This is a genomic window from Roseobacter fucihabitans (genome assembly GCF_014337925.2).
In the GTDB taxonomy this organism is placed as follows: domain Bacteria; phylum Pseudomonadota; class Alphaproteobacteria; order Rhodobacterales; family Rhodobacteraceae; genus Roseobacter; species Roseobacter fucihabitans.
The window spans coordinates 55,210-73,671 of sequence record NZ_CP143425.1 but is presented as its reverse complement, the minus strand read 5'-3'; the positions used below and the strand labels follow the sequence as shown (position 1 = coordinate 73,671).

Annotated in this window: 14 protein-coding genes and 2 pseudogenes; 7 read left to right on the top strand and 9 right to left on the bottom strand. The window is 51.6% G+C overall.

All coding sequences use genetic code 11. The features are described 5' to 3' along the window. The first annotated feature begins 8 nt into the window (after positions 1-8). Positions 9-539: a hypothetical protein gene (locus ROLI_RS23045; RefSeq protein WP_187430180.1), complete on the top strand. Its 531-nt coding sequence runs from the start codon at positions 9-11 to the stop codon at positions 537-539. Next, the gene (locus ROLI_RS23040; RefSeq protein ID WP_187430181.1) at positions 536-1,789 is read left to right on the top strand and encodes a DGQHR domain-containing protein; all 1,254 of its coding nucleotides are present in this window, start codon (positions 536-538) and stop codon (positions 1,787-1,789) included. The genes ROLI_RS23045 and ROLI_RS23040 overlap by 4 nt, the downstream gene beginning before the upstream one ends. Here ROLI_RS23040 and ROLI_RS23035 read toward each other — a convergent pair. From ROLI_RS23035 to ROLI_RS23015, 5 genes are all read right to left on the bottom strand, one after another. Then, a complete protein-coding gene (locus tag ROLI_RS23035) occupies positions 1,782-2,720 on the bottom strand; it encodes a phospholipase D family protein (protein ID WP_187430182.1) in 939 nt (312 codons plus the stop codon). The two genes, ROLI_RS23040 and ROLI_RS23035, sit on opposite strands and share 8 nt — an antisense overlap. Continuing rightward, positions 2,720-4,558 carry an ATP-binding protein gene (locus ROLI_RS23030; RefSeq protein ID WP_187430183.1) on the bottom strand — a complete coding sequence of 613 codons (1,839 nt, stop codon included), beginning with the start codon at positions 4,556-4,558 and terminating at the stop codon, positions 2,720-2,722. Before ROLI_RS23030 ends, ROLI_RS23035 begins: the two co-directional genes overlap by 1 nt. Next, positions 4,542-6,206 (bottom strand): DEAD/DEAH box helicase, encoded by a 1,665-nt coding sequence (locus ROLI_RS23025; protein ID WP_187430184.1) that lies wholly within the window; start codon positions 6,204-6,206, stop codon positions 4,542-4,544. The genes ROLI_RS23030 and ROLI_RS23025 overlap by 17 nt, the downstream gene beginning before the upstream one ends. Before the next feature lie 244 nt (positions 6,207-6,450). Further along, positions 6,451-7,404 carry an alpha/beta fold hydrolase gene (locus tag ROLI_RS23020; protein WP_187430185.1) on the bottom strand — a complete coding sequence of 318 codons (954 nt, stop codon included), beginning with the start codon at positions 7,402-7,404 and terminating at the stop codon, positions 6,451-6,453. 7 nt (positions 7,405-7,411) lie between these two features. Next, on the bottom strand, positions 7,412-9,169 hold the full coding sequence (locus ROLI_RS23015) for an RcgA family putative transporter (protein WP_187430186.1): 1,758 nt from the start codon (positions 9,167-9,169) through the stop codon (positions 7,412-7,414). Between the two features lie 447 nt (positions 9,170-9,616). Here ROLI_RS23015 and ROLI_RS23010 point away from each other — a divergent pair, with 447 nt between their 5' ends. Together ROLI_RS23010 and ROLI_RS23005 are read left to right on the top strand one after the other, a co-directional pair. Continuing rightward, positions 9,617-10,624, top strand: coding sequence for an IS30 family transposase (locus ROLI_RS23010; RefSeq protein WP_187430187.1), 1,008 nt, complete (start codon positions 9,617-9,619; stop codon positions 10,622-10,624). A 51-nt stretch (positions 10,625-10,675) separates the two neighbouring features. After that, a pseudogene (locus tag ROLI_RS23005) lies at positions 10,676-11,458 on the top strand (IS30 family transposase); the annotation flags it as partial. Positions 11,459-11,510: 52 nt separating this feature from the next. Here the strand turns inward: ROLI_RS23005 and ROLI_RS23000 are convergent. Further along, positions 11,511-12,953 (bottom strand): PLP-dependent aminotransferase family protein, encoded by a 1,443-nt coding sequence (locus ROLI_RS23000; protein ID WP_187430189.1) that lies wholly within the window; start codon positions 12,951-12,953, stop codon positions 11,511-11,513. A 61-nt stretch (positions 12,954-13,014) separates the two neighbouring features. Here ROLI_RS23000 and ROLI_RS22995 point away from each other — a divergent pair, with 61 nt between their 5' ends. Next, entirely contained in the window at positions 13,015-13,668 is a 654-nt protein-coding gene (locus tag ROLI_RS22995; protein ID WP_187430190.1) for a pyridoxamine 5'-phosphate oxidase family protein, read from the top strand. 75 nt (positions 13,669-13,743) lie between these two features. Then, on the top strand, positions 13,744-14,001 hold the full coding sequence (locus tag ROLI_RS22990) for a pyridoxine 5'-phosphate synthase (RefSeq protein ID WP_187430212.1): 258 nt from the start codon (positions 13,744-13,746) through the stop codon (positions 13,999-14,001). 242 nt (positions 14,002-14,243) lie between these two features. On the opposite strand, the gene ROLI_RS22985 is transcribed toward ROLI_RS22990, so the two are convergent. Further along, positions 14,244-15,257 (bottom strand): hypothetical protein, encoded by a 1,014-nt coding sequence (locus tag ROLI_RS22985; protein ID WP_187430191.1) that lies wholly within the window; start codon positions 15,255-15,257, stop codon positions 14,244-14,246. Here ROLI_RS22985 and ROLI_RS22980 point away from each other — a divergent pair. After that, the gene (locus tag ROLI_RS22980; protein ID WP_262386513.1) at positions 15,256-16,407 is read left to right on the top strand and encodes an AraC family transcriptional regulator; all 1,152 of its coding nucleotides are present in this window, start codon (positions 15,256-15,258) and stop codon (positions 16,405-16,407) included. The genes ROLI_RS22985 and ROLI_RS22980 overlap by 2 nt on opposite strands. A 188-nt stretch (positions 16,408-16,595) precedes the next feature. Here ROLI_RS22980 and ROLI_RS22975 read toward each other — a convergent pair. Further along, positions 16,596-16,974, bottom strand: a pseudogene (locus tag ROLI_RS22975) (DDE-type integrase/transposase/recombinase); the annotation flags it as partial. 288 nt (positions 16,975-17,262) lie between these two features. After that, positions 17,263-18,462, bottom strand: a complete 1,200-nt coding sequence (locus ROLI_RS22970; RefSeq protein ID WP_187430192.1) for an MFS transporter — start codon at positions 18,460-18,462, stop codon at positions 17,263-17,265.

The window sequence follows — 18,462 nt, the reverse complement described above, 5'->3', positions numbered from 1 at the left end:
AGTTGACGATGGTAGCGAACCTTGGCGATTTGACGGATTTTGCAGCGGAGGCTGCAGTTACAATAGCTCGGTATGAAGTCAAGTTCGTGCTCTCTCCTGACCTTATGTCGAAAGACCCGTTTTGCTTAGACAACTTGAATTGGGATTCAATCCCCTATGGCACCGAGCAAATTGATAATGTTCCAGACGATCGAAGAGGAATATATGCTTTCTGTATTTGCCAAGAAAGCCACGTACTCCCAGAGCATTGCTATGTGATGTACATCGGTATCGCGGGGCGCCAATCGGACCGGTCACTTCGCGCGAGATACCGAGATTATCTAAACGTGAGAAAGTTGGCGAAGCGATCTCCACGTGTCAGGCGGCTATTTGGAGAATGGCATACTTTATTGCGGTTCTACTTTGCACCTGTTGGTGAAGAGGTCTCTTCGGATGAACTGGAACAACTTGAAAAAGAAATCAACAGCGCTCTGCTCCCACCCATGTCCAAAGGTGATTTGGAAGCCGATATTAAGCAACAAAGGGATGCATTCCTATGACCAAACCGACTGAATTGGTGCTTCCCGCTCTTCGGGGGATCATGGGCGATTGGATTTATTACACATGTCTCGTGAGTATCGATCAAATAGCAGGACGCATTTCATTTGCGAAGGATATCCACAAGATTGAGAAATTGTCTCAGATGATTCAGCGTGATCTCAACAAAGGTCGGATTGATCAGATTTCTAGCTATTTGCGGAACCAAGACGAGCGTTTTTTCAATTCGTTGGTTGTTGCTACGTACGGGGGACAGCCAAATTGGAACCCTATAGATAGCCTAAACAGCAATTCAAGCGCGGATTTCGTTGAACATATGACTGAAGAGACCATCAATTCAGTTGGATTCCTTTCGTTATCTGGGAAAGAAAAGTTGTTTGCTATCGACGGCCAACATCGTTTGGCTGGTATCAAAAAGGCCGTTCAAGACGGGCTTGACCAAGATCCTCCCGACGATTTATCCGTGATCTTTGTTGCGCACAAAAAGTCTCCAGAAGGACTCCAACGCACTAGGCGTCTCTTTACAACTCTGAACAAGACCGCGAAGCCAGTTTCGAAAGGCGATATCATAGCCTTGGACGAAGATGATATTATGGCCATCACCGTTCGTCGATTGATTGAGGAATCAAGCTTCTTTGGCGAAGATAAAATCGCATTCGTTGCTTCAAACAACTTGCCAGCTACAAATTTTACGAGTCTCACAACGATTGGTAACCTGTACGATACTTTGTTGAACCTATTTACGAAGTTCGACACCGAACTAAAGAAGCGCAAAGCTGAACTTCAAGTTCGGCGTCCTAGCGACAAGTCCCTCAACGAGTACTATGAGTTGGCAATTGAATACTTTGAGCTGTTAGGCGAGAATTTTCCCGCGCTACAAGAATTTTTCGATGCCAGTGTTCCAAAGAACGCTGTTAAGAAGCATCGAGGGAACCACGGTGGAAACGCACTATACAGACCGCTAGGCTTAGCCGTTCTTACCGAAATAATAGCAAAACTATCCCATGAATATGAACTTCGGGATGCGGTCGAACTTGCAGCTTCGCTCCCAACGACGCTGTCCGAACCTCCCTTTCTGGGTCTAATGTGGGACCCATCATCCAAACGGATTGTTGGCAGCAACATGGTCACTCTCCGCGAAGTACTTCTCTATATGGTTGGGGAGTCAAAATACTCTGATCCGGTACTTCTTGCCAGATACCGAACGAGTCTAGGCGACGAAGACGCAGAACTGCCAGATCAAGTTATTTGAAATTGATCTGGCGGCTCTTGACCAAAACTTCCTGCCCAACTTCAACTCGAAAGTCTTCAGGGTAGAAGTACATCATCCAGCGTTTCAAAATCTTCCAAACGTCGCCAGCATCGATCTCGAATAATGGATCAATGTAATCAAAGAGCATCAGCGCTGCTTGCGTATCGGTCAGACCCAATTCGCTGGCCGCATTGACTTTTCCAATCACATCCAGGTTCTTCAATCGCTTGCCAACAAAGGATTTGAAGGAAGCCTCCGTGAACCCGGAAGGGGGGCCAAGCGTCACCAGATCTCGACACGCCAGATCATATGCTGACTGCACCATTTTACCCGCATCGATCGTGCCAGAGTAAACACCAAACAGTTTTTCGGGGCTCGGACACATGGGCATCCATTTGTTATCTGGGTCAGCGTCGGTTTCTACATCAACTGACCGCCGTGGCGGCCGTTCTACTTTGAGTTCTTCCACTTTCTTGGCTATATCATCACGAAGCTCCGGGGTAACAACGGTGCTTTCCTCGAAGAGGTTGTTCTCCCACTCCCTTAGTCCTGGAAAGCCGCTTTCGAGTTCAACAAGAAGCTCAAGATTGCTTGGGAGACGCCATCCCAGCGCTTTGCCCGTGAGGTTTGCCGACCCTACGAGGCAACGTTTATCACTCCGAAAGTACTTAGCGTGAAGGTCCGTTTGTCTCCAAAGACGAGCCCGACTTGTACCCTCGATGACGTCATAGATTTCCAAGTCACACACTCCGTCGACGATATCTTCCGGACGCCAACGCGTGACGCAATCAATCTTTTGCACGCCTTCAGGAATTGCCGCCAAAGCTCTGCGCAAGGCATCCTTTTTGATGAATGGCGCGACGAAGACCACGTGATGCTGTGCCGTGGAAATGAGGTTTTCGAGGTCGGTCCCCAATATCTTGGGGTTCATCAGTCTTCCTCACCATCTTCGAGAAAGAACCTGGTCATTTTTCCCCACTCCTGTCGCATGTCCGCCAGTCGTTGCTTGTGGCGGATTTCTTCAAGCTCGTACCGCGCCCAAGCCGAAAAAACTGTGCGAAGCGTATCTGACGCCATATGGACGCGATCCAAAAGCTCCTTTTCAGTGTCATCTTCCGTATCAGGATTTAATGCCTTCACAAGTTGGTCGAAGAATGGGTGGTTGGAATTGAACACGATATTTGTGATCCCCCCTTGGACGCTCTCGACATTGAAGAATGCATAGCCTTCCATCGCTTTTTCCAAGAAAGCGACCTTACGGTTCCGAGTGAGAATCGCATCAGCGATGCTCTTCGCAACGTCATCAGGATAATGTTTGTCCGTCTTAAGGTCATCCTCATAGGAGTCGCGATCTTCGTCATCGAACTCCTCGGAATCTGTGGGTGTTTCATGGCCTTCTTCCGCGCGTTGGCGGAATTTCGATGTCACCATGTCTTCAACGCCAGGCTCCTCGTGTCTTTTCCGACCACCAGTCCCACGTGTTCCCTTCGTTTGTTGTTCGGTGCGCTTTCGCAATTGAGTAATCTGTTCGCGAATGTGTTCAACAATCTCGATGAGCAATGCGCGCGGATCACCATCGGCAACCGATCTTTCGATGAAGGAAGATCTACTCTCACCATCTTCGGCGTCGGTGGTCCAATCATATTGCGCAAGTTGAGAGAAGATGGTCGCGCTTTGCTTGTTGTTGGTGACACCGAAAATTTCGTCAAGTGACGCAGGAAACTCCACTTCTGCACCCCACCAGCGTTCGGTAGGATCGTAACTATTGGTCCATGAAGTATCGAGGTCCAGCTCGCGACCCTCGCGCACAATGGATAGTCCAAGGTTTTTCATCGCGTGCTTACCGTAAGGTTTCGCACCACGATTCAGGCCATCAGATGGCACTGTCTCGGGTTTGGCCCAACTGAACCGAACAAAGACCTTATGTTTCTTTCCTCCATAGTCGATGGAGAATTCCTCATCGCTCTCACCCCACCGCTGAAACATTGGTTCTTTGTCAAATGGGTCTGGTGTCGAGGAGTTTGGCATCAAATAGAGGGGATCGTTAACGACGGCATGCCGGCGCTGGTTTGACCCTTCATCCTCCACTCGCACGAGATGGATAGTCACTCGACCGTCATTGATGAACTTCCGATACATTCGGCCAATAATGGCTTCGGTGTTCCTCAGTGTCGCTTCCCCACCACGCCAAGTCAGACGGTACTCCTCAAAATCGGACCACACAACGAGCGTCCCGGACGTTTTCAGAATTTCAGACCTTTTACGCCATTTTTCTGGAACCGGCGATGGGGTAGGGGGTGGAACTTTCTTTAGCGTTCGGCCTTGGATTTCGCCTACATCAAGGTAGGAGTGGATGGCATTGTCAGGTCCGTTTGTCCAAGTCCAAACATCAAGTCTTCGGCATTGAGAAATGGACGAATTCGGAAGGCCCATTCCAAACCGACCAATGCCCGCTCGGTCTTCTAGATGGGTCCCGTTGCCAAATTGCAGAGCGATCGAAAGCGTTTCGGCCGACATACCCTTACCGTTGTCGATCGTTCCGATTTCCTGAAGGCGAAGGCGCTGATGAGAGTTGACCTGTTCGTATTTTTCCACACAGACGAGTTCGACTTCAGAAGCCTCGGCCTGAATGGAATTGTCTATCAGTTCGGCAAGTGCATAAGCTGTATTGCGGTATCCGCTGTCACGCATTGCTTTCACCGCAAGGTCAGGCGGGATAATGAAGCCGGCGTCGTCTTCGATTTCTTTTTGCTCAATCACTTTGTTCATTCCAAACATCTTCCCAGTTACAAAACGCTTCGGCCACGTCACCGAAGCCCTGCATATCCGTGTCGGTCACCGTAACAATCTCCGACTTCTCGTTGCCTCCAGCCTTCTTACCACGTGTCGCTCGGCCAACCATTTGACTGTAGAGAACCAAAGACTTGGTTGGACGCGCAATAACAGCTGCGCTCGTTTTTGGAGCATCAAAGCCGGTTGTGAGCACTCCATAGTTGAACATCACTATAGGATGTGGTGCCTGGCTCTTGAAGCGTCGAATAGCCTGTTCACGATGAGAAGGCGCGGATTCACCCGTCACAACAAGCGCTTCAGTACCTCTGGCCAGCATTATTGCGGCTAGCATTCGAGCGTTTGCCACTGAGGGGGCAAATACAATCACTCGGCTGTGGCGAGTGACAAGTTCTTCGCATGTGGCAATGATCTTAAGGTTTCTTTGCGTACTCTTGCCCAACCGCTCAAGCATCTTTCCGGGCACGTCGATCGCAGCTGACAAGTCAGCAAAGTCTTCTTCAGATAAATCCAAGCCAGCATTTATGTTCAAGTTATGAAAAGCTGGCCGGGCGAGATAACCTTCATCCATGAGATAAGTGACAGGGTCTGGGTGGCCTTCGACTTCTAGCATGACTTTTTGACCACAAAAAAAGCTTGAAAGCTCTTCGTCGCGTTCAAGATCAGCCCAAGTCCGTCCCGGGGTTGCTGTCAGACCGAGCAGTCGGGTAGATGGGCGTTTCGTGGCGAGTCCCGTAAGCACTGAACGGTAGGTCGGGGCAATCGCTTGGTGAGCTTCGTCTATGACGATCAAGGAGGCTCGATCGGCCAATTGCAAGAACTCGTTCACTGCTCGCTTTTCGAGCGCTGCCATTTTACTGAGACCGGCGACGACTAGCCCATCCCTTGCCTCCGCAAAATCAACCTTCTTGTTTCCCCAGAAACGATACAGTTCAACTTGTCTGTTGCCGAGCTGACTCCAGCTCTTTTGGAATTCGTCGGCTGCTTGATCAAGTAACTCGATACTCTGTGCTAACCAAATAACGAGCGTCGGCTCAAATTGCCTCAAATGGGACGCCAGAAGATGCATGCCGGTCCGAGTTTTTCCAGCACCGGTCGGCATATGCAGGACACCCCTGTGAGGAGGCTCGGAAAGCACCAGTTCAGTTTGCTTTGCAGCTCTTCGTTGGTGTTCAAAAAGGCCATATCCAACAAAGGCGGTGTCGGTCCCTGGCAATTGTGCGGCAGGTGCGGTCGGATCGTCCACGACGCCAAAGAAAGAGAGCAGGGCAGGAATGTTCTTTTCTTTTGAAGCTAATGTGGAGGCCTCTTCAAATGGATCCCTACCCGGTATGCCACCAAGCTTGATGCACAGTTCACGTGCTTTCTTTAGCGGCATCAATGATATTGCAATTGACCGGCTTGCAGCATCCAACAGCACCTCGGCCGGGTCAAGCGTGTCGATTGCGAGTCCTGTCAGCTTACTTGAACTGCTAAATCCTGGCTCAAGCCCATCTAATATCTCTACCATCTCATCGGCAAGAAAACTTCGAATCTTCGAAGGCTTTACCAATCTCAGCAATGAAGTGAAGGCTAGGCCAGGAGCACTAAGATCAATTTCTGGCGACGGCGGCATTTTTTCTTTCAAACTAGATCGTTGGATCACTAAAACCTAGCAACTCGGCGAATGATGCACCATGAATTTTTCGAAAGCGCAGAGCGAACTTCAAGTTTAGCGTGCTCGGTATGTCTATGGCTCACTCAGCATTGCCGATCAAATCGCGGACTTCGAGGGAGCAGATGTTCGGAAAGCTGCCACGGGCGGCAGCTAAGTCGCGCTGTTCGAGCTTTGATGCGCGTTCCGGAAAATGGCAGCAGACCCGCCTTGGCCACTACGGCATTGCTTCAGCACTCGCTTTTGCAAAGAAATCGAAAATCTGCGTCATCACGTCGCCGCCCACCTCGGGGATCTCGGTCAACACGTCATGCTTAGCATTTCGTATCATAGAAAACTCAGCATTTGGCCATTTCGCCACGCGGCGCTTGATCGAAGCGTTATCTACGAGCTGATCGAGTTCGCCGCAAAACGTGATGCATGGGATGTTGGGGGAGGGAACTGTTGAAAGCCTCCGGCATTCTGCGAGCGCTTCATAAAGCCATGACATTGTTGGTCCGCCAATCTGAAGCTCAGGCGCAGCCTGGGCTTGCTTGACCCAATATTCGTACATTGCATTATTGTGCGTGAGATTGTTGTTTTCGAAGGGCGTTTCCAAGATATAAATCTCGCCACTTTCCCCGGGTACGTAATTCTGGCCAATTCCCAATTTTTGGAATGCCCACGAAAGAGGCCAAGCGGCGATGCGCTGAATTGTGGACATCTTGATGCCGAACATAGGAGAAATGAAAGCCGATGCTGCAACAGGAAGTCCGTCAAGCATTGCGCGAAAACCGATACAGGCACCCATAGACACGCCGACCAAGAAATACGGCTTTGGCAATTCTAGTTCTTCAGCGGCTTTGAGCAACGCCGCTACATCTTTTTGATAGTCAGAAAAACTCTCAATGTGTCCGGCTTGTGGATCAGACGCCATTCGGTCGGACAACCCCTGGCTACGCCAGTCTATGATCGCGGTTGAAAAACCATTCTCTGCGAAGGTTTTCGCGACCCGCCCGTATCTCTCGACATACCCAAACCTGCCAAGCATCAGCAGGATCGTGCCCTTGGCCTTGACCTCGGACTGGTAAGCCCCAACTCGAAGGCGAACACCATCGTCGGTTTCGATCCAGTAGGCGTTGCCCGATGCAGGTCCTTCTGCGATATCACTATAGAATTTTGCTTGTTCCATTACTCACCTAAAATGTTCGCAATCTGGGGCCAGATAGTACGTACAGCGACGCCAAGGTACTGACCGCAACGAGAAGAGAGAATCCGGTAAACCGTCCCACAAGTACCAAGTTGAAGGATAGCAGCCCAATGACGGCAAGCATCTTCACGATTGCAAGCTGGTCACGGGAAAAAGGGTAATCATGATCATAGACAGACAGACGCTCAAAGACAGTCTGAATTTTTAGCGCACAAACAACGAAGATTGTCACTGTAACCACCATCATAAGGAATGTGGTGAAATGGCTAATAGAGGTGTTTTCCAACCACCCGTTGCGAGTGCTCGTCCCATCAAAAACACTCAGCGCATCGGTACGCACCCAATTCACGAAGTCTGGACTGTCGGAGGACAGATAGGTGATTTGTAGCTTGACCAGCGATGCAAGCCACAGCGCAAAAACAGCTATGCGGAAACCGCCCCATACGATCTTTTGCCCTTCTTTTCGGATTTGGTTCGTATCCGCAGTGCTTCCTTCAAGGTCTGCGGTCGTGCAGAGATCATAGTAATCTAGGACGATAATTACCAAGAACAGCAATCCCAACATGAAGATCGCGATATACGACGCCGTGTAGAGATAGCCAATGAATGACAAAGCCATGGCCTCTCCTACGGAAATGACTTCGGGACGCACCAGTGCGACCAGGTATCTATCAATCTGGACGCCATTGGTGTCGCCGGAAAGATAAGCAGGCATGTAGATACCAGCCCACTGGAACCCGAAAACGAATAGGAAGCAGAACGAAGCAATTGCCCAGAAAGAGAAAGAGAAATCGTTGACTTTGGCGTACCATGCTTCGTTGCTCTCGGAATTGATTGAAATCACATCGTCCGCTGTGCATTTGAACCGGCCGACACGCTTCCAGTAAGTGTTCAAATCGCTCACGTAGAAAATGAACGCAGGCAGGGCGACCAGAGGCAGCACAGTGAGTGTTGGTGCCCAAATAAAGCCGACTTGTTTGTCCAGTCCACCGACGGGGCTGTATGTGACACTCAACGTGTTCAGTACATAATTGAGCAAACCCAATCCACAGAAAACCAGCCAATATGCGATCAACAGGTTCATTGATCCTGAGCCGCTAAGCATCCATTCGCACTTTTCAGGGAGGGATTTCGCTCTGCGATGGCCGTCATCGGTTGGGATTGCAGCACTCGTGCTGACGACAAAATTTGACGGCTCCGACACCTGTGGCATGGCGATGCGCAATGGTTCGGTTTCTAAAACCGCGGAAAAACCGTTCAAACGCTTTTTCTCACGTCGTTGGCTGGTTAGGCGATCCTTTGATGCCTTAAGCTCCGCCTGCCATTTGCTTACTTCTTCGGGGTCGTCACATCCAAAGATCCGAGCGAGCCAGCGAATATTATCATCACTGATCCCATTGTCGTTGTCCTGAAACCACGTCTGGACCGCACGAAGTTCGACACCTTTGACGTTCTCTTCAATAGCAGTAATGGCATCTGTGAGTTTTTCAGGTGTCCACGGTCCGTCCGGGAAACCATTCGGATCTACTGGCCGTCCCGCGCCAGACGCCGCCAAACGAGCAAAAACCTGCTTAAAGGTACCTTGGTCATGCTGCGGTGCGACAAAAAACTTACCATTTTTTATCAACGATTTACGCGCCTCTTTTGCGCTTTCCTGCGTTACTTTGCGCATTCTATCGTGCGCTTTCGAGCTTTTTAAGAACAACTCAAAGGCGAAGCGGACTACCGCCCAGGCGCGCAAACTCACGTGCGAACTTCTGCTCAAGTGGACGTATCAATCGAGGGAGATGGCAGTGGCAACTATTGTCAAAACGACGATGGTATCGACCGGCCCAATCATTGTCCGGAGAAGAGCGCGCATCCGTGCAGACAGCTCGCACTTACCCGGTGCCGAACCCAAGCGAGTTCATGCACGGGCCGTTAAACGCATCTTTGATAGAGAGACTGGCGAACTGGTCGGTTGGCTCTATGAGTGGAACACGGGGTCGTTGGTACCAAGGTGGAAATCCGAGGCACGTAAGGATGTCGTGTACGAATGATTGATGTGCAGACGTCAAATCGCTATCGAAGTAAGGCCAGTAGTATTGACTTAATTAACATAACCCTGATTATCGGTTTTTTGGCTTCGCTCACGGCACATTCCATTTTGGTTTGCATCACTGGATAAATTTCTGATGCAGATCAGGAGGATGTGATGAGACGACCCTACCGCAAATTGAGCCTAGATGAACGCCGAATCTTGGCGACGATGCTTCAGGCGAAAGCCACGAAGACGAAGATCGCTGAGGTGCTTGGCCGTGATCGTTCAACGATCCATCGAGAGATTAAGCGCAACTGGTGGCATGATGATGAGATTCCTCAAGCCGATGGGTATTGGCATGTGACTGCGCAGACGCTCGCGGACCAGCGCCATCTTAAGCGCCGCAAATTGGAGCAATATGAGGACCTGCGCAATGAAGTGATCGGCAAGTTGAAGACTGGCTGGTCCCCTGAACAGATTGCTGGGCGGCTGAGGATTGAACCACGCGCGCCATACCGGATTTGCCACGAGACCATCTATCAATACGTCTATTCTGAAAGCGGCCAGTCTCAGGAACTGGGCCGGTATCTGCCTGAGCGACAAAGAAAGCGTAAACCACGCTACGCTCGCAAAGCCCGTGACCGTGTGTTTCCGTTAGAAACAAGCATTCATAACCGACCCGATGAGATCAATGACCGCAGCCAATTCGGCAACTGGGAGGGCGATTTGATGATCTTTGAACGCGCGCAAGGCAACGCCAATATCGCCACGTTGATCGAGCGAAAGACTCGCTACACCCTGCTGCTCAGGAACAACGACCGCAAGTCGCGACCTCTTATGAATAAAATGATCAACGAGATGTCACCCCTGCCCGCAAATGCGCGCCGCAGCATCACGTTTGATCGCGGCTTTGAGTTCACATCCTGGCGGGAATTGCACAAAGGCATGGGCACCAAATCTTGGTTCTGCGATCCGCAAGCGCCGTGGCAGAAAGGCTCTGTCGAGAACATGAACAAACGGGTGCGCCGTTACCTGCCACGGGACACTGCTCTGCTGTCGCTCCCAAATCGATATATGAAGTCGATTTGCGACCGACTGAACGCGACACCGCGCAAATGTTTGGGGTATCGGACGCCTGCTGAGGCCTTCAGAGATGAACTGATGAAGTTGGAGCGACGATGAGATACGCTATCCAAGTAAACCGATGCAATCAGAATGGAACTCACACACAGCCGCAAATTGGAGCAGCATGAGGACCTGCGCAATGAGGTGATTGGCAAGCTGAAAGACGGTTGGTCGCCGGAACAGATCGCAGGTCGGCTCAAGATCGAACCGCGCGCGCCACATCAAATCTGCCACGAGACGATCTATCAGTATGTGTATTCAAAGAGCGGCCAGTCTCAAGAGCTTGGCCGTTATCTGCCAGCGCGTCAGAAGAAGCGTAAACCCCGCTATGCTCGCAAGGTGCGTGGTGAGGTTTTCCCCTTGGAAACAAGCATCCACAACCGTCCAGAAGAGATCAATGACCGTAGCCAGTTTGGCAACTGGGAAGGTGATTTGATGATCTTTGAGCGCGCACAAGGCAACGCCAATGTCGCGACGTTGATCGAACGGAAGACCCGCTACACCGTGCTGCTGCGCAACAATGATCGCAAGTCGCGGCCCCTGATGAACAAGCTGATCAATGAGATGTCACCCCTGCCCGCAGATGCCCGTCGCAGCATCACCTTCGACCGTGGGTTCGAGTTCACGTCCTGGCGCGAGCTGAAGACTGGAATGGGCACCAAGTCTTGGTTCTGCGATCCCCAAGCTCCGTGGCAGAAAGGCACCGTTGAGAATACCAACAACCGCCTGCGCCGATACCTGCCCCGTAAGTCCGATCCCACGGCGTTCACAAATCGATATTTGAGGTCGATTTGCGATCGCCTGAACGCAACGCCCCGCAAATGTCTGGGGTATCAGACGCCTGCAGAAGTCTTCCGCACAAAGCTCTTGGAAGGCGCATCATCGACCTGATAAACTGCAGCTACAGAAATTGCGCTTCACCGCGAGTTCACATCAAATGCGGTTAGCGTTGAGAAAGTTGTGTCAGTATTTGATTCAGTTTCATAGCTGCGGAACTGAGTGCCTCCTCATTGAATGCGGCGTAGCCAAGGAGAAGACCTTGTGGGGGCGCAGGCAAAACGCAGTGCGACGACAACGCTCTAAGTTGCAATCCTTCACCCTTGGCGACGTTGGCTATCGTCTCGTCTGTCACGTGGCCGCGTAGTTTTGGGAGAAGAGTCGCGCAGAGATGCATGCCCGAGGGATCCGAAGTCAGATCAAGAAGATCGGCGCTGTCAGCCAGCTCTGATTTGAGATGCCTTTGCCGTTTTGCATAGGTTCGTCGCATTCGCCTGAGATGAACGGCGAACTCGCCGCTTTCCATAAAGGTGGCCAACGCAGGTTGCGGTATAAGGGACGCACGTGTGCCAAATTGGCAAATGTACTCTTCGGTTTTCGACAAGAGCTTTTCCGGCAAGACAAGATATCCCAGTCGCAAAGCTGGACTGAGCAATTTTGAGAAGCTGCCAAGATAGATTGACCGTTTCAAACCATCCAAACCCGCCAGTGACGGCAGTGGATGGCCTTGATACCGGAACTCGCTGTCATAATCGTCTTCGACAATCAGCGCATTTTTCTCTTCCGCCCAAGCCAATAGCGATGACCTGCGTGACATCGGCATCGAAATCCCTGTCGGATAGTGCCGCGAGGGCGTAACGACCGCCACTGATGCGGACCCCGCGATTTTGCCGGCATCAAACCCCTCCGCATCAATGCGAATTGGCTGCGTCTTGGTCCCAACAGACCCGAGGACACTGCGCAATGTGTACCAGCCAGGGTCTTCGGTGGCGGCATGTGAATTCGGCCCCTGCAGACCACGGAATATTAGGTCGAATGCTTCAAAGGCGCCGGACGTAATCAGAACCTGTTCTGGGCGGCACTCGAGCTTGCGCCAGGTTGACAGATGGGTGCTGATTGCTTGGCGCAAAGGATACCACCCAAACGGGTCAGGCTTTGCGAGCAATTCCCTATCCGGCGTGGCCCACGCGCGTTCTATGTGTCGCGCCCAATGGCGATGGGGAAACAGGCTTTGATCAGGGATACCGGACTGAAAGGGCCGCCACTCTTGCGGCGGCTTTAGACGCTGCGTTACCGTAACCCTAGGCGGCGCGAGATGCGGCAATTGATCCGCTGCAAATGTTCCTCCGCCCGTCTTTGTTCGCAGGTATCCTTCGCTGATTAGCTGATCATAAGCCCCGACCACCGTCGTTCGGGAGACGGACAATTCTTGAGAAAGAAGTCGACTGGACGGAAGGCGGATGCCCGACGACTGCTGTTCCTCAACAAGCAGATCCCGTAACGCATTAATGAGCTGGGCCTGAAGGCTATGGGACGACGTTCGATCCAACACAAGCCTAAAGAGAGCCGCATCAAAATTGGACTGACGTTTTTTAATGGTATTGGACATTTCTCAGTATCCAGTATGTCGTTAAGTGTCGTCAAGACAAGTCATGAAAGAGCAATGCACTATGGATGATCATCTCACTGCGACGGAAAAATCGCGCCTTCGGCGGTATCACGAACGCGGGCATTTTGACCGTGCAACGATCAATGGCATCCTTGACGCCCAGCCGATGTGCAGCGTCGGCTATATCATCGACGGATGCCCCTACGTGACACCAACCTTTCAGTGGCGTGAAGGGAACCGCGTATATTGGCACGGGTCCTCGGCAAGTCGTGCGTTGCGCAACGCAAAGGATGCTGAGGTCTGCTTGACGGTCTCCATTCTTGATGGGTTCGTTTTGGCGCGCTCTGGCATGCATCACTCTGCAAACACGCGCTCGGTGATGCTGTTTGGAAAGGCTGTGAAGATCGCGGATCCCGAAGAAAAAGTCACCAAGCTGCGCAATTTCGTAAACGGACTGTTCCCTCAGCGATACGACACCCTTCGGCCTGATCATCCGCAAGATCTCAAGGCGACGATGGTGTTGGGGATGGATATCAACGAGGGCAGCGCAAAGATCAGAACCGGTGATCCGGGCGACGATGAGGCAGACTATGATTTGCCGATCTGGGCGGGGGTTATTCCGGTGACGATGCAGATTGGAACACCTGTCCCAGATCCTCGTAATCTGGAGGGTGTCGAATTACCAGAACATGTGCGCAACTTCAGGCTGGAATAAGAAATGACGTACATGGCTATGGACCTGACTCTCGCTGCATTTCTGCGAAACCATTGCGACCATAAGTAGACCGATATTCTGGGTCTGGGGCATATTGCGCTTGAGGCTGGAGCAATTGGCCTGACAGTTGACCCGCGCTTAGATCAACACCATATCCGAGCGTCTGATGTTTACGATGTACGCGCGATGCTCGACCGCAAATTTTCGAGGCAGGAACTCAACACCGAAAGATTTCCAACCCTGCGTTTTTGGATTTCGCCGTCCCAGTTTAGAACGCATGGCATGAATTCCATCTCAGGTATTGCGCGTTCCGAACGGACATCAAGCTATTAGCTTTGAGTGCCTCAGTCTGTCTGGAGTTTATACTAGTACACTCTTGGCCTTCATTGTTTAGCGCGTTTTGCCCCTTCGTGTCAGCAGACCCACATTAAAAGCAAGGACAAGGCATCGGCCGTACAGATCCCAACTCTATAGCCTGAATGGCATTAGCCCTTGCTAGATTGCGGCAATGTACGACCTCCATGTGCTTACATTGGAGGCCGCATTAAATTCAATAGGTCGCAAAAGGGACAGTTCTACAGATTTAGGCCTTCAGCGATCGCAAAAATCAACTGGCCGTGAATGTTCGCGCGGTTTGCGCCTTCCGGATCGGTGCAAATTGGATCATCTTCATATCGTTCAAGCAATTCAGTCGCGCCTGGCTTGCAGGTTCCCAAAAAGGTGAAGTGGTTGGCGGGTGCAATCTCAACAAAGTTAGCGTCAGGAAGCCGGTTTGCCAGATCGTTACCAGACGGACCAACATCGACAGCTGCCAGGCGATCTGCCTCTCCGAGGTTGATAAGCGTTACCCCAGTAAGGGTGTCGCTTAACGCCTCTGTATTGGCGGATCCTCCGAAACCGGGATCAATTATCACAGCCTGAGTAACACGCCTGTCGCGTGTATCTGCTTCGTATCCGGGTTCATCCGCAAACCTGACTCCACCGAGTTGAAAAAATTTACAATCTGCCGCTTCCGGGCCTGTAGTGCAGTTTTCATCCTGAATCGCGCCGTCAAAACGTAAACCCACGATGCCAAGTGCTGTCGTGCCCCCCAGAGAAAAGCCCACTATTCCAATTCGCGCCTGATCAATAAATGGTTCGAACGCAGGATCCGAAATCACCATATCGAGCGCGGCCGATAGGTCATTTGCCCTTGCCTCGAGGTCAATAGAGCGGCGCGGAGAACTGTCGCCGCTTGTTGAGCCCGGATGATCAACCGCCAAAACAATTGCGCCCTGTGCGACCAGTCCACTGCTCAACCATCCAAGGGTATCTGCATTGCCACCCGATCCATGCGACAACAACACCAGCGGATGCTCTCCTTCAGCGACGGCGGGGCCGATGAAAGCAAATGACGGGTTAAAGATGGGACCGTCCCCAACAGGGGCACGGTAAGTCGGGTTGGCCGCAGGATACCAGATAGATGCAGCAATGGGCCGTGCCCGATGATCGACTGTGAGATCAAACCGATCATACCCCGGTAGCAAATCTGCGGCTGCAGGCAAGGCGTGTGACAATGCCAGAATGGAAAGAAGAGCGATACGTTTCATGGGAACCTCCGTTTTTGAACGTCCTCAAACAAATGCGAGAAAGAGCGCACGCTTGCGTCCTGTTTTCGGGATTCAGGTCGTTACAATCCGGTTTTTGGACCATTGTCGCAATATGCCTATGCTGCCGATTCCCGCGTTCGTCGCTCTTGTTCTTGGCTATCTTGCCTTGCGCACATTTCTATCCGGGGGCAGGCCGTTCCTCGTTGCTTTTCTTACGGCCTGTACCTTGCAATCCGGCCTTGTCACCCTTGTTGTGGGCTATAGCGTTGAAGGGCTGCGGCCTGTGTTGCCTGTCAGTGCAACGATCGTTCCGCCTTTGGCATGGGTGACGTTTCGAGACGCGCTTGTCAGCCGCATCTCCCTGCGCGTGATGTCTGCCCATGGCACCGCACCGGCATTCGCTCTGTTTTGTCGCGTCTTCGCACCCGAGACGACCGACTTTGTCGTACCGCTGGTCTTTGCGGGATATGGTGGCGCAATCCTGATCCAACTGCGCGGTGCATCCGATATGCCGCTGGCGCGATTGGATGCCGGGCGTGTTCCTACGGCGATCTGGCAGGTTCTTGGTTGGGCATTAATTGCATCAGCCGCCAGCGACGTCTTGATTGCCTTGGCGTTTGTAACCGGCAACGACGACTGGGTCGGTTGGATGATAGCGGTTTCGTCATCTCTGGTGTTGCTTTTTGTGGGACTTCTCAGTGGTAGCCCTTCCGCGTCTGGTTCAGCAGACAATGAGGTCCAGACCGAGTCATCCCTTCCGCCACAAACCAGCCAGAAAGATGTGGAGATTGTCGCGACCCTAGAAGCTTTCCTCACGCGAGAACCGATGCATCTCGATCCCAATCTGACATTGGCGCGCCTTGCCCGCCGTTTGCACTTGCCAGAAAAGAGGGTATCGATAGCTGTCAATCGCGCCACAGGTGCGAACGTGTCGCGCTACGTCAACTCATGGCGCATTCGCCATGCCTGCAAACTGATCGAAAATGGAACAAGTGTAACTAACGCGATGCTCGAAAGCGGCTTCAACACAAAATCCAATTTCAATCGGGAGTTTCTACGGGAGACCGGGGTGGCACCAAGCAAATGGCAGAGCAAAGCGAAAGGCGCTTCCAGCGTGATCTCAATAACTCAGGTTGATCGCGGACCATGATGTGATCTCGCTTTCAGATCAAAGAATTGGACCAGTCATGCTTTCGTACCGCCCCAAATGCTCGTTTAAGCCACCTGCCGTTCGAAAGCGACGGGCTTTTCCAGCCCAGTGCTGAGTGCCGTCAAAGCAATGACACGCAATCAATCGTAGCATGGGTCAGGCCATCAAGCCGCAATACCGTACTCACAGTCGCAACATCTGCCCTTTCCCCTAATCAACACCTTGAAGCCGTTCAGGGGTAAGATGTTCTGATAATCGTGAGAGCAGTATTGCGACCCCAATCCGTATGGTGAATGCTGCTCTTCGGGGCGATCGAAACGCAATTGCTATGTTCAACGCCCGGATCGCCAAGTCCCGTTTTATTCGATTGCTGGCAGCCCAGCCGATGATCCGCCGTGGATGCAGGTCCAGGATCACAGCGAGATACAGCCAACCTTCGCGGTTCCAGACATAGCTGATATTGCCCGCCTATGTTTGATTGGGCCGATCAGCGGTGAAGTCCCGTTCCAACAGGTTTGGCGCGATATTGAACTTGTGATCGTTGTCGGTTGTCACCTTGTCTCTGCGACTTGTCACAACAAACATGGCTCTCTTGGCCCTCTACGAATAAATGCCGGACGGCAAGAGGTCGCACTTTCATGGATGCAAGAACACGCTGTTTGGCTTTCAATTTAGGGTCGTTATAGTTTGCGGAAATTGGACTCCAAGTTTTCTTGGCATGCGGTTTGACAATGCCGTGCAAGGCGTACCTGCCGCACTCATGGCTGCGCCCGACACGAGACATCCTGCTGAACAGGGGCTGCCGAAAAACACGCAAGAAGCACTTAGCCGGTGTTCACCGGGGCGGATTTTGCTTCATGTACCAGAATGAACTTTGTCTGATGGCAGCTGCGCAAAAATACAAAATGCCACTGCGACAGATCCTGCTGTGATGAACCAGAACGGCTCGAAGCTGTCAAAGATATGCGCGATTTTGCCGCCCAATACGCCGCCACAAACAGACCCGATACCGAGAAACAAATTTGAACGCCCAAAGATGCGGCTTGCTGCTTGATCAGAAACGACCACTGTCAGGTACGCTGGAAGTAGGCCGAACAACCCAAAATAAAAAACCCCGTAGGCGATGCCCGCGATCGCAGCAAAACCCGACCCCCATCCTAAACCCAAAGCCAACATTGCGTTGCCAAGCACAAAAAGACACAGCTGAACTGTTGTCTTGATGGAATAACGGTTCGCAACGAAAGCCAGCATGAGCCCGCTGGCTGATCCGAGCGCACCGGGCAAAATCCAAGCTCTCGCTGCGGATGCATCAGTGAACAGCAAGTCCTTACTCAGGTATGCGGCGAAGTAGGTTTGAAAAGAGACCAAGCCAACGCCACAAAAAAACATCAACGCACAGAATAGATTGGTTGGGAAATCTGGCAAATCCGCATTTTCTGGAAGCCGAGTTATCGTTATTCTTCGCTCATTCAAAACACTTTCAGCGCGAAATGATACAAGTATGATGAGCGATACACTCCCAACCAAGACGGTCAATGACCCGACCAAAACCCAAAGAAAGAAAATACCAAAACTTTCCAAAGCAACGGGTACTAAAAACCCGTTCACTAGAAACCCTATGGCCGTCCCACACGCTGCGGTGCTGAGCGCTGTGACGCGTTGACGTTTATCAAATCTCGTCGCTGCGTATCTTACCATGGGCACCCAAGACAGCGCGATCAAAGCCCCGAGAGTCCCATATGATGCAAATAGAAATGCGCTTTGATCGATGAAACCGATCGAAACAATGATTACACCGCCAAAAATGGTCGATAAGGAAATAATCAGCTCGGGGGCCATTGTGGTCGCCAACCGCCCTGCCACGAGTGAGGCTAGAAAGTAGGCACCTTGATGCACCGCGGTAAGCATGCCGATGTCGTCGTAGCTGATGGAGAATCGCTCAAGTACCTCCGGCCACATCGTGACCATAGTGTTCCGACCAAAACCGAACATGACCGTTACGTTCAGCATCATCACAAACACACAACACAAGAAATGAAAGTTGCTGTTCTTCAA

Excerpts from the sequence above, each read along its gene's own strand:
- ROLI_RS23045 (WP_187430180.1), top strand. The coding sequence starts at position 9 with ATGGTAGCGAACCTTGGCGATTTGACGGATTTTGCAGCGGAGGCTGCA.
- ROLI_RS23040 (WP_187430181.1), top strand. The coding sequence starts at position 536 with ATGACCAAACCGACTGAATTGGTGCTTCCCGCTCTTCGGGGGATCATG.
- ROLI_RS23035 (WP_187430182.1), bottom strand. The coding sequence starts at position 2,720 with ATGAACCCCAAGATATTGGGGACCGACCTCGAAAACCTCATTTCCACG.
- ROLI_RS23030 (WP_187430183.1), bottom strand. The coding sequence starts at position 4,558 with ATGAACAAAGTGATTGAGCAAAAAGAAATCGAAGACGACGCCGGCTTC.
- ROLI_RS23020 (WP_187430185.1), bottom strand. The coding sequence starts at position 7,404 with ATGGAACAAGCAAAATTCTATAGTGATATCGCAGAAGGACCTGCATCG.
- ROLI_RS23010 (WP_187430187.1), top strand. The coding sequence starts at position 9,617 with ATGAGACGACCCTACCGCAAATTGAGCCTAGATGAACGCCGAATCTTG.
- ROLI_RS23000 (WP_187430189.1), bottom strand. The coding sequence starts at position 12,953 with ATGTCCAATACCATTAAAAAACGTCAGTCCAATTTTGATGCGGCTCTC.
- ROLI_RS22995 (WP_187430190.1), top strand. The coding sequence starts at position 13,015 with ATGGATGATCATCTCACTGCGACGGAAAAATCGCGCCTTCGGCGGTAT.
- ROLI_RS22980 (WP_262386513.1), top strand. The coding sequence starts at position 15,256 with ATGGGAACCTCCGTTTTTGAACGTCCTCAAACAAATGCGAGAAAGAGC.
- ROLI_RS22985 (WP_187430191.1), bottom strand. The coding sequence starts at position 15,257 with ATGAAACGTATCGCTCTTCTTTCCATTCTGGCATTGTCACACGCCTTG.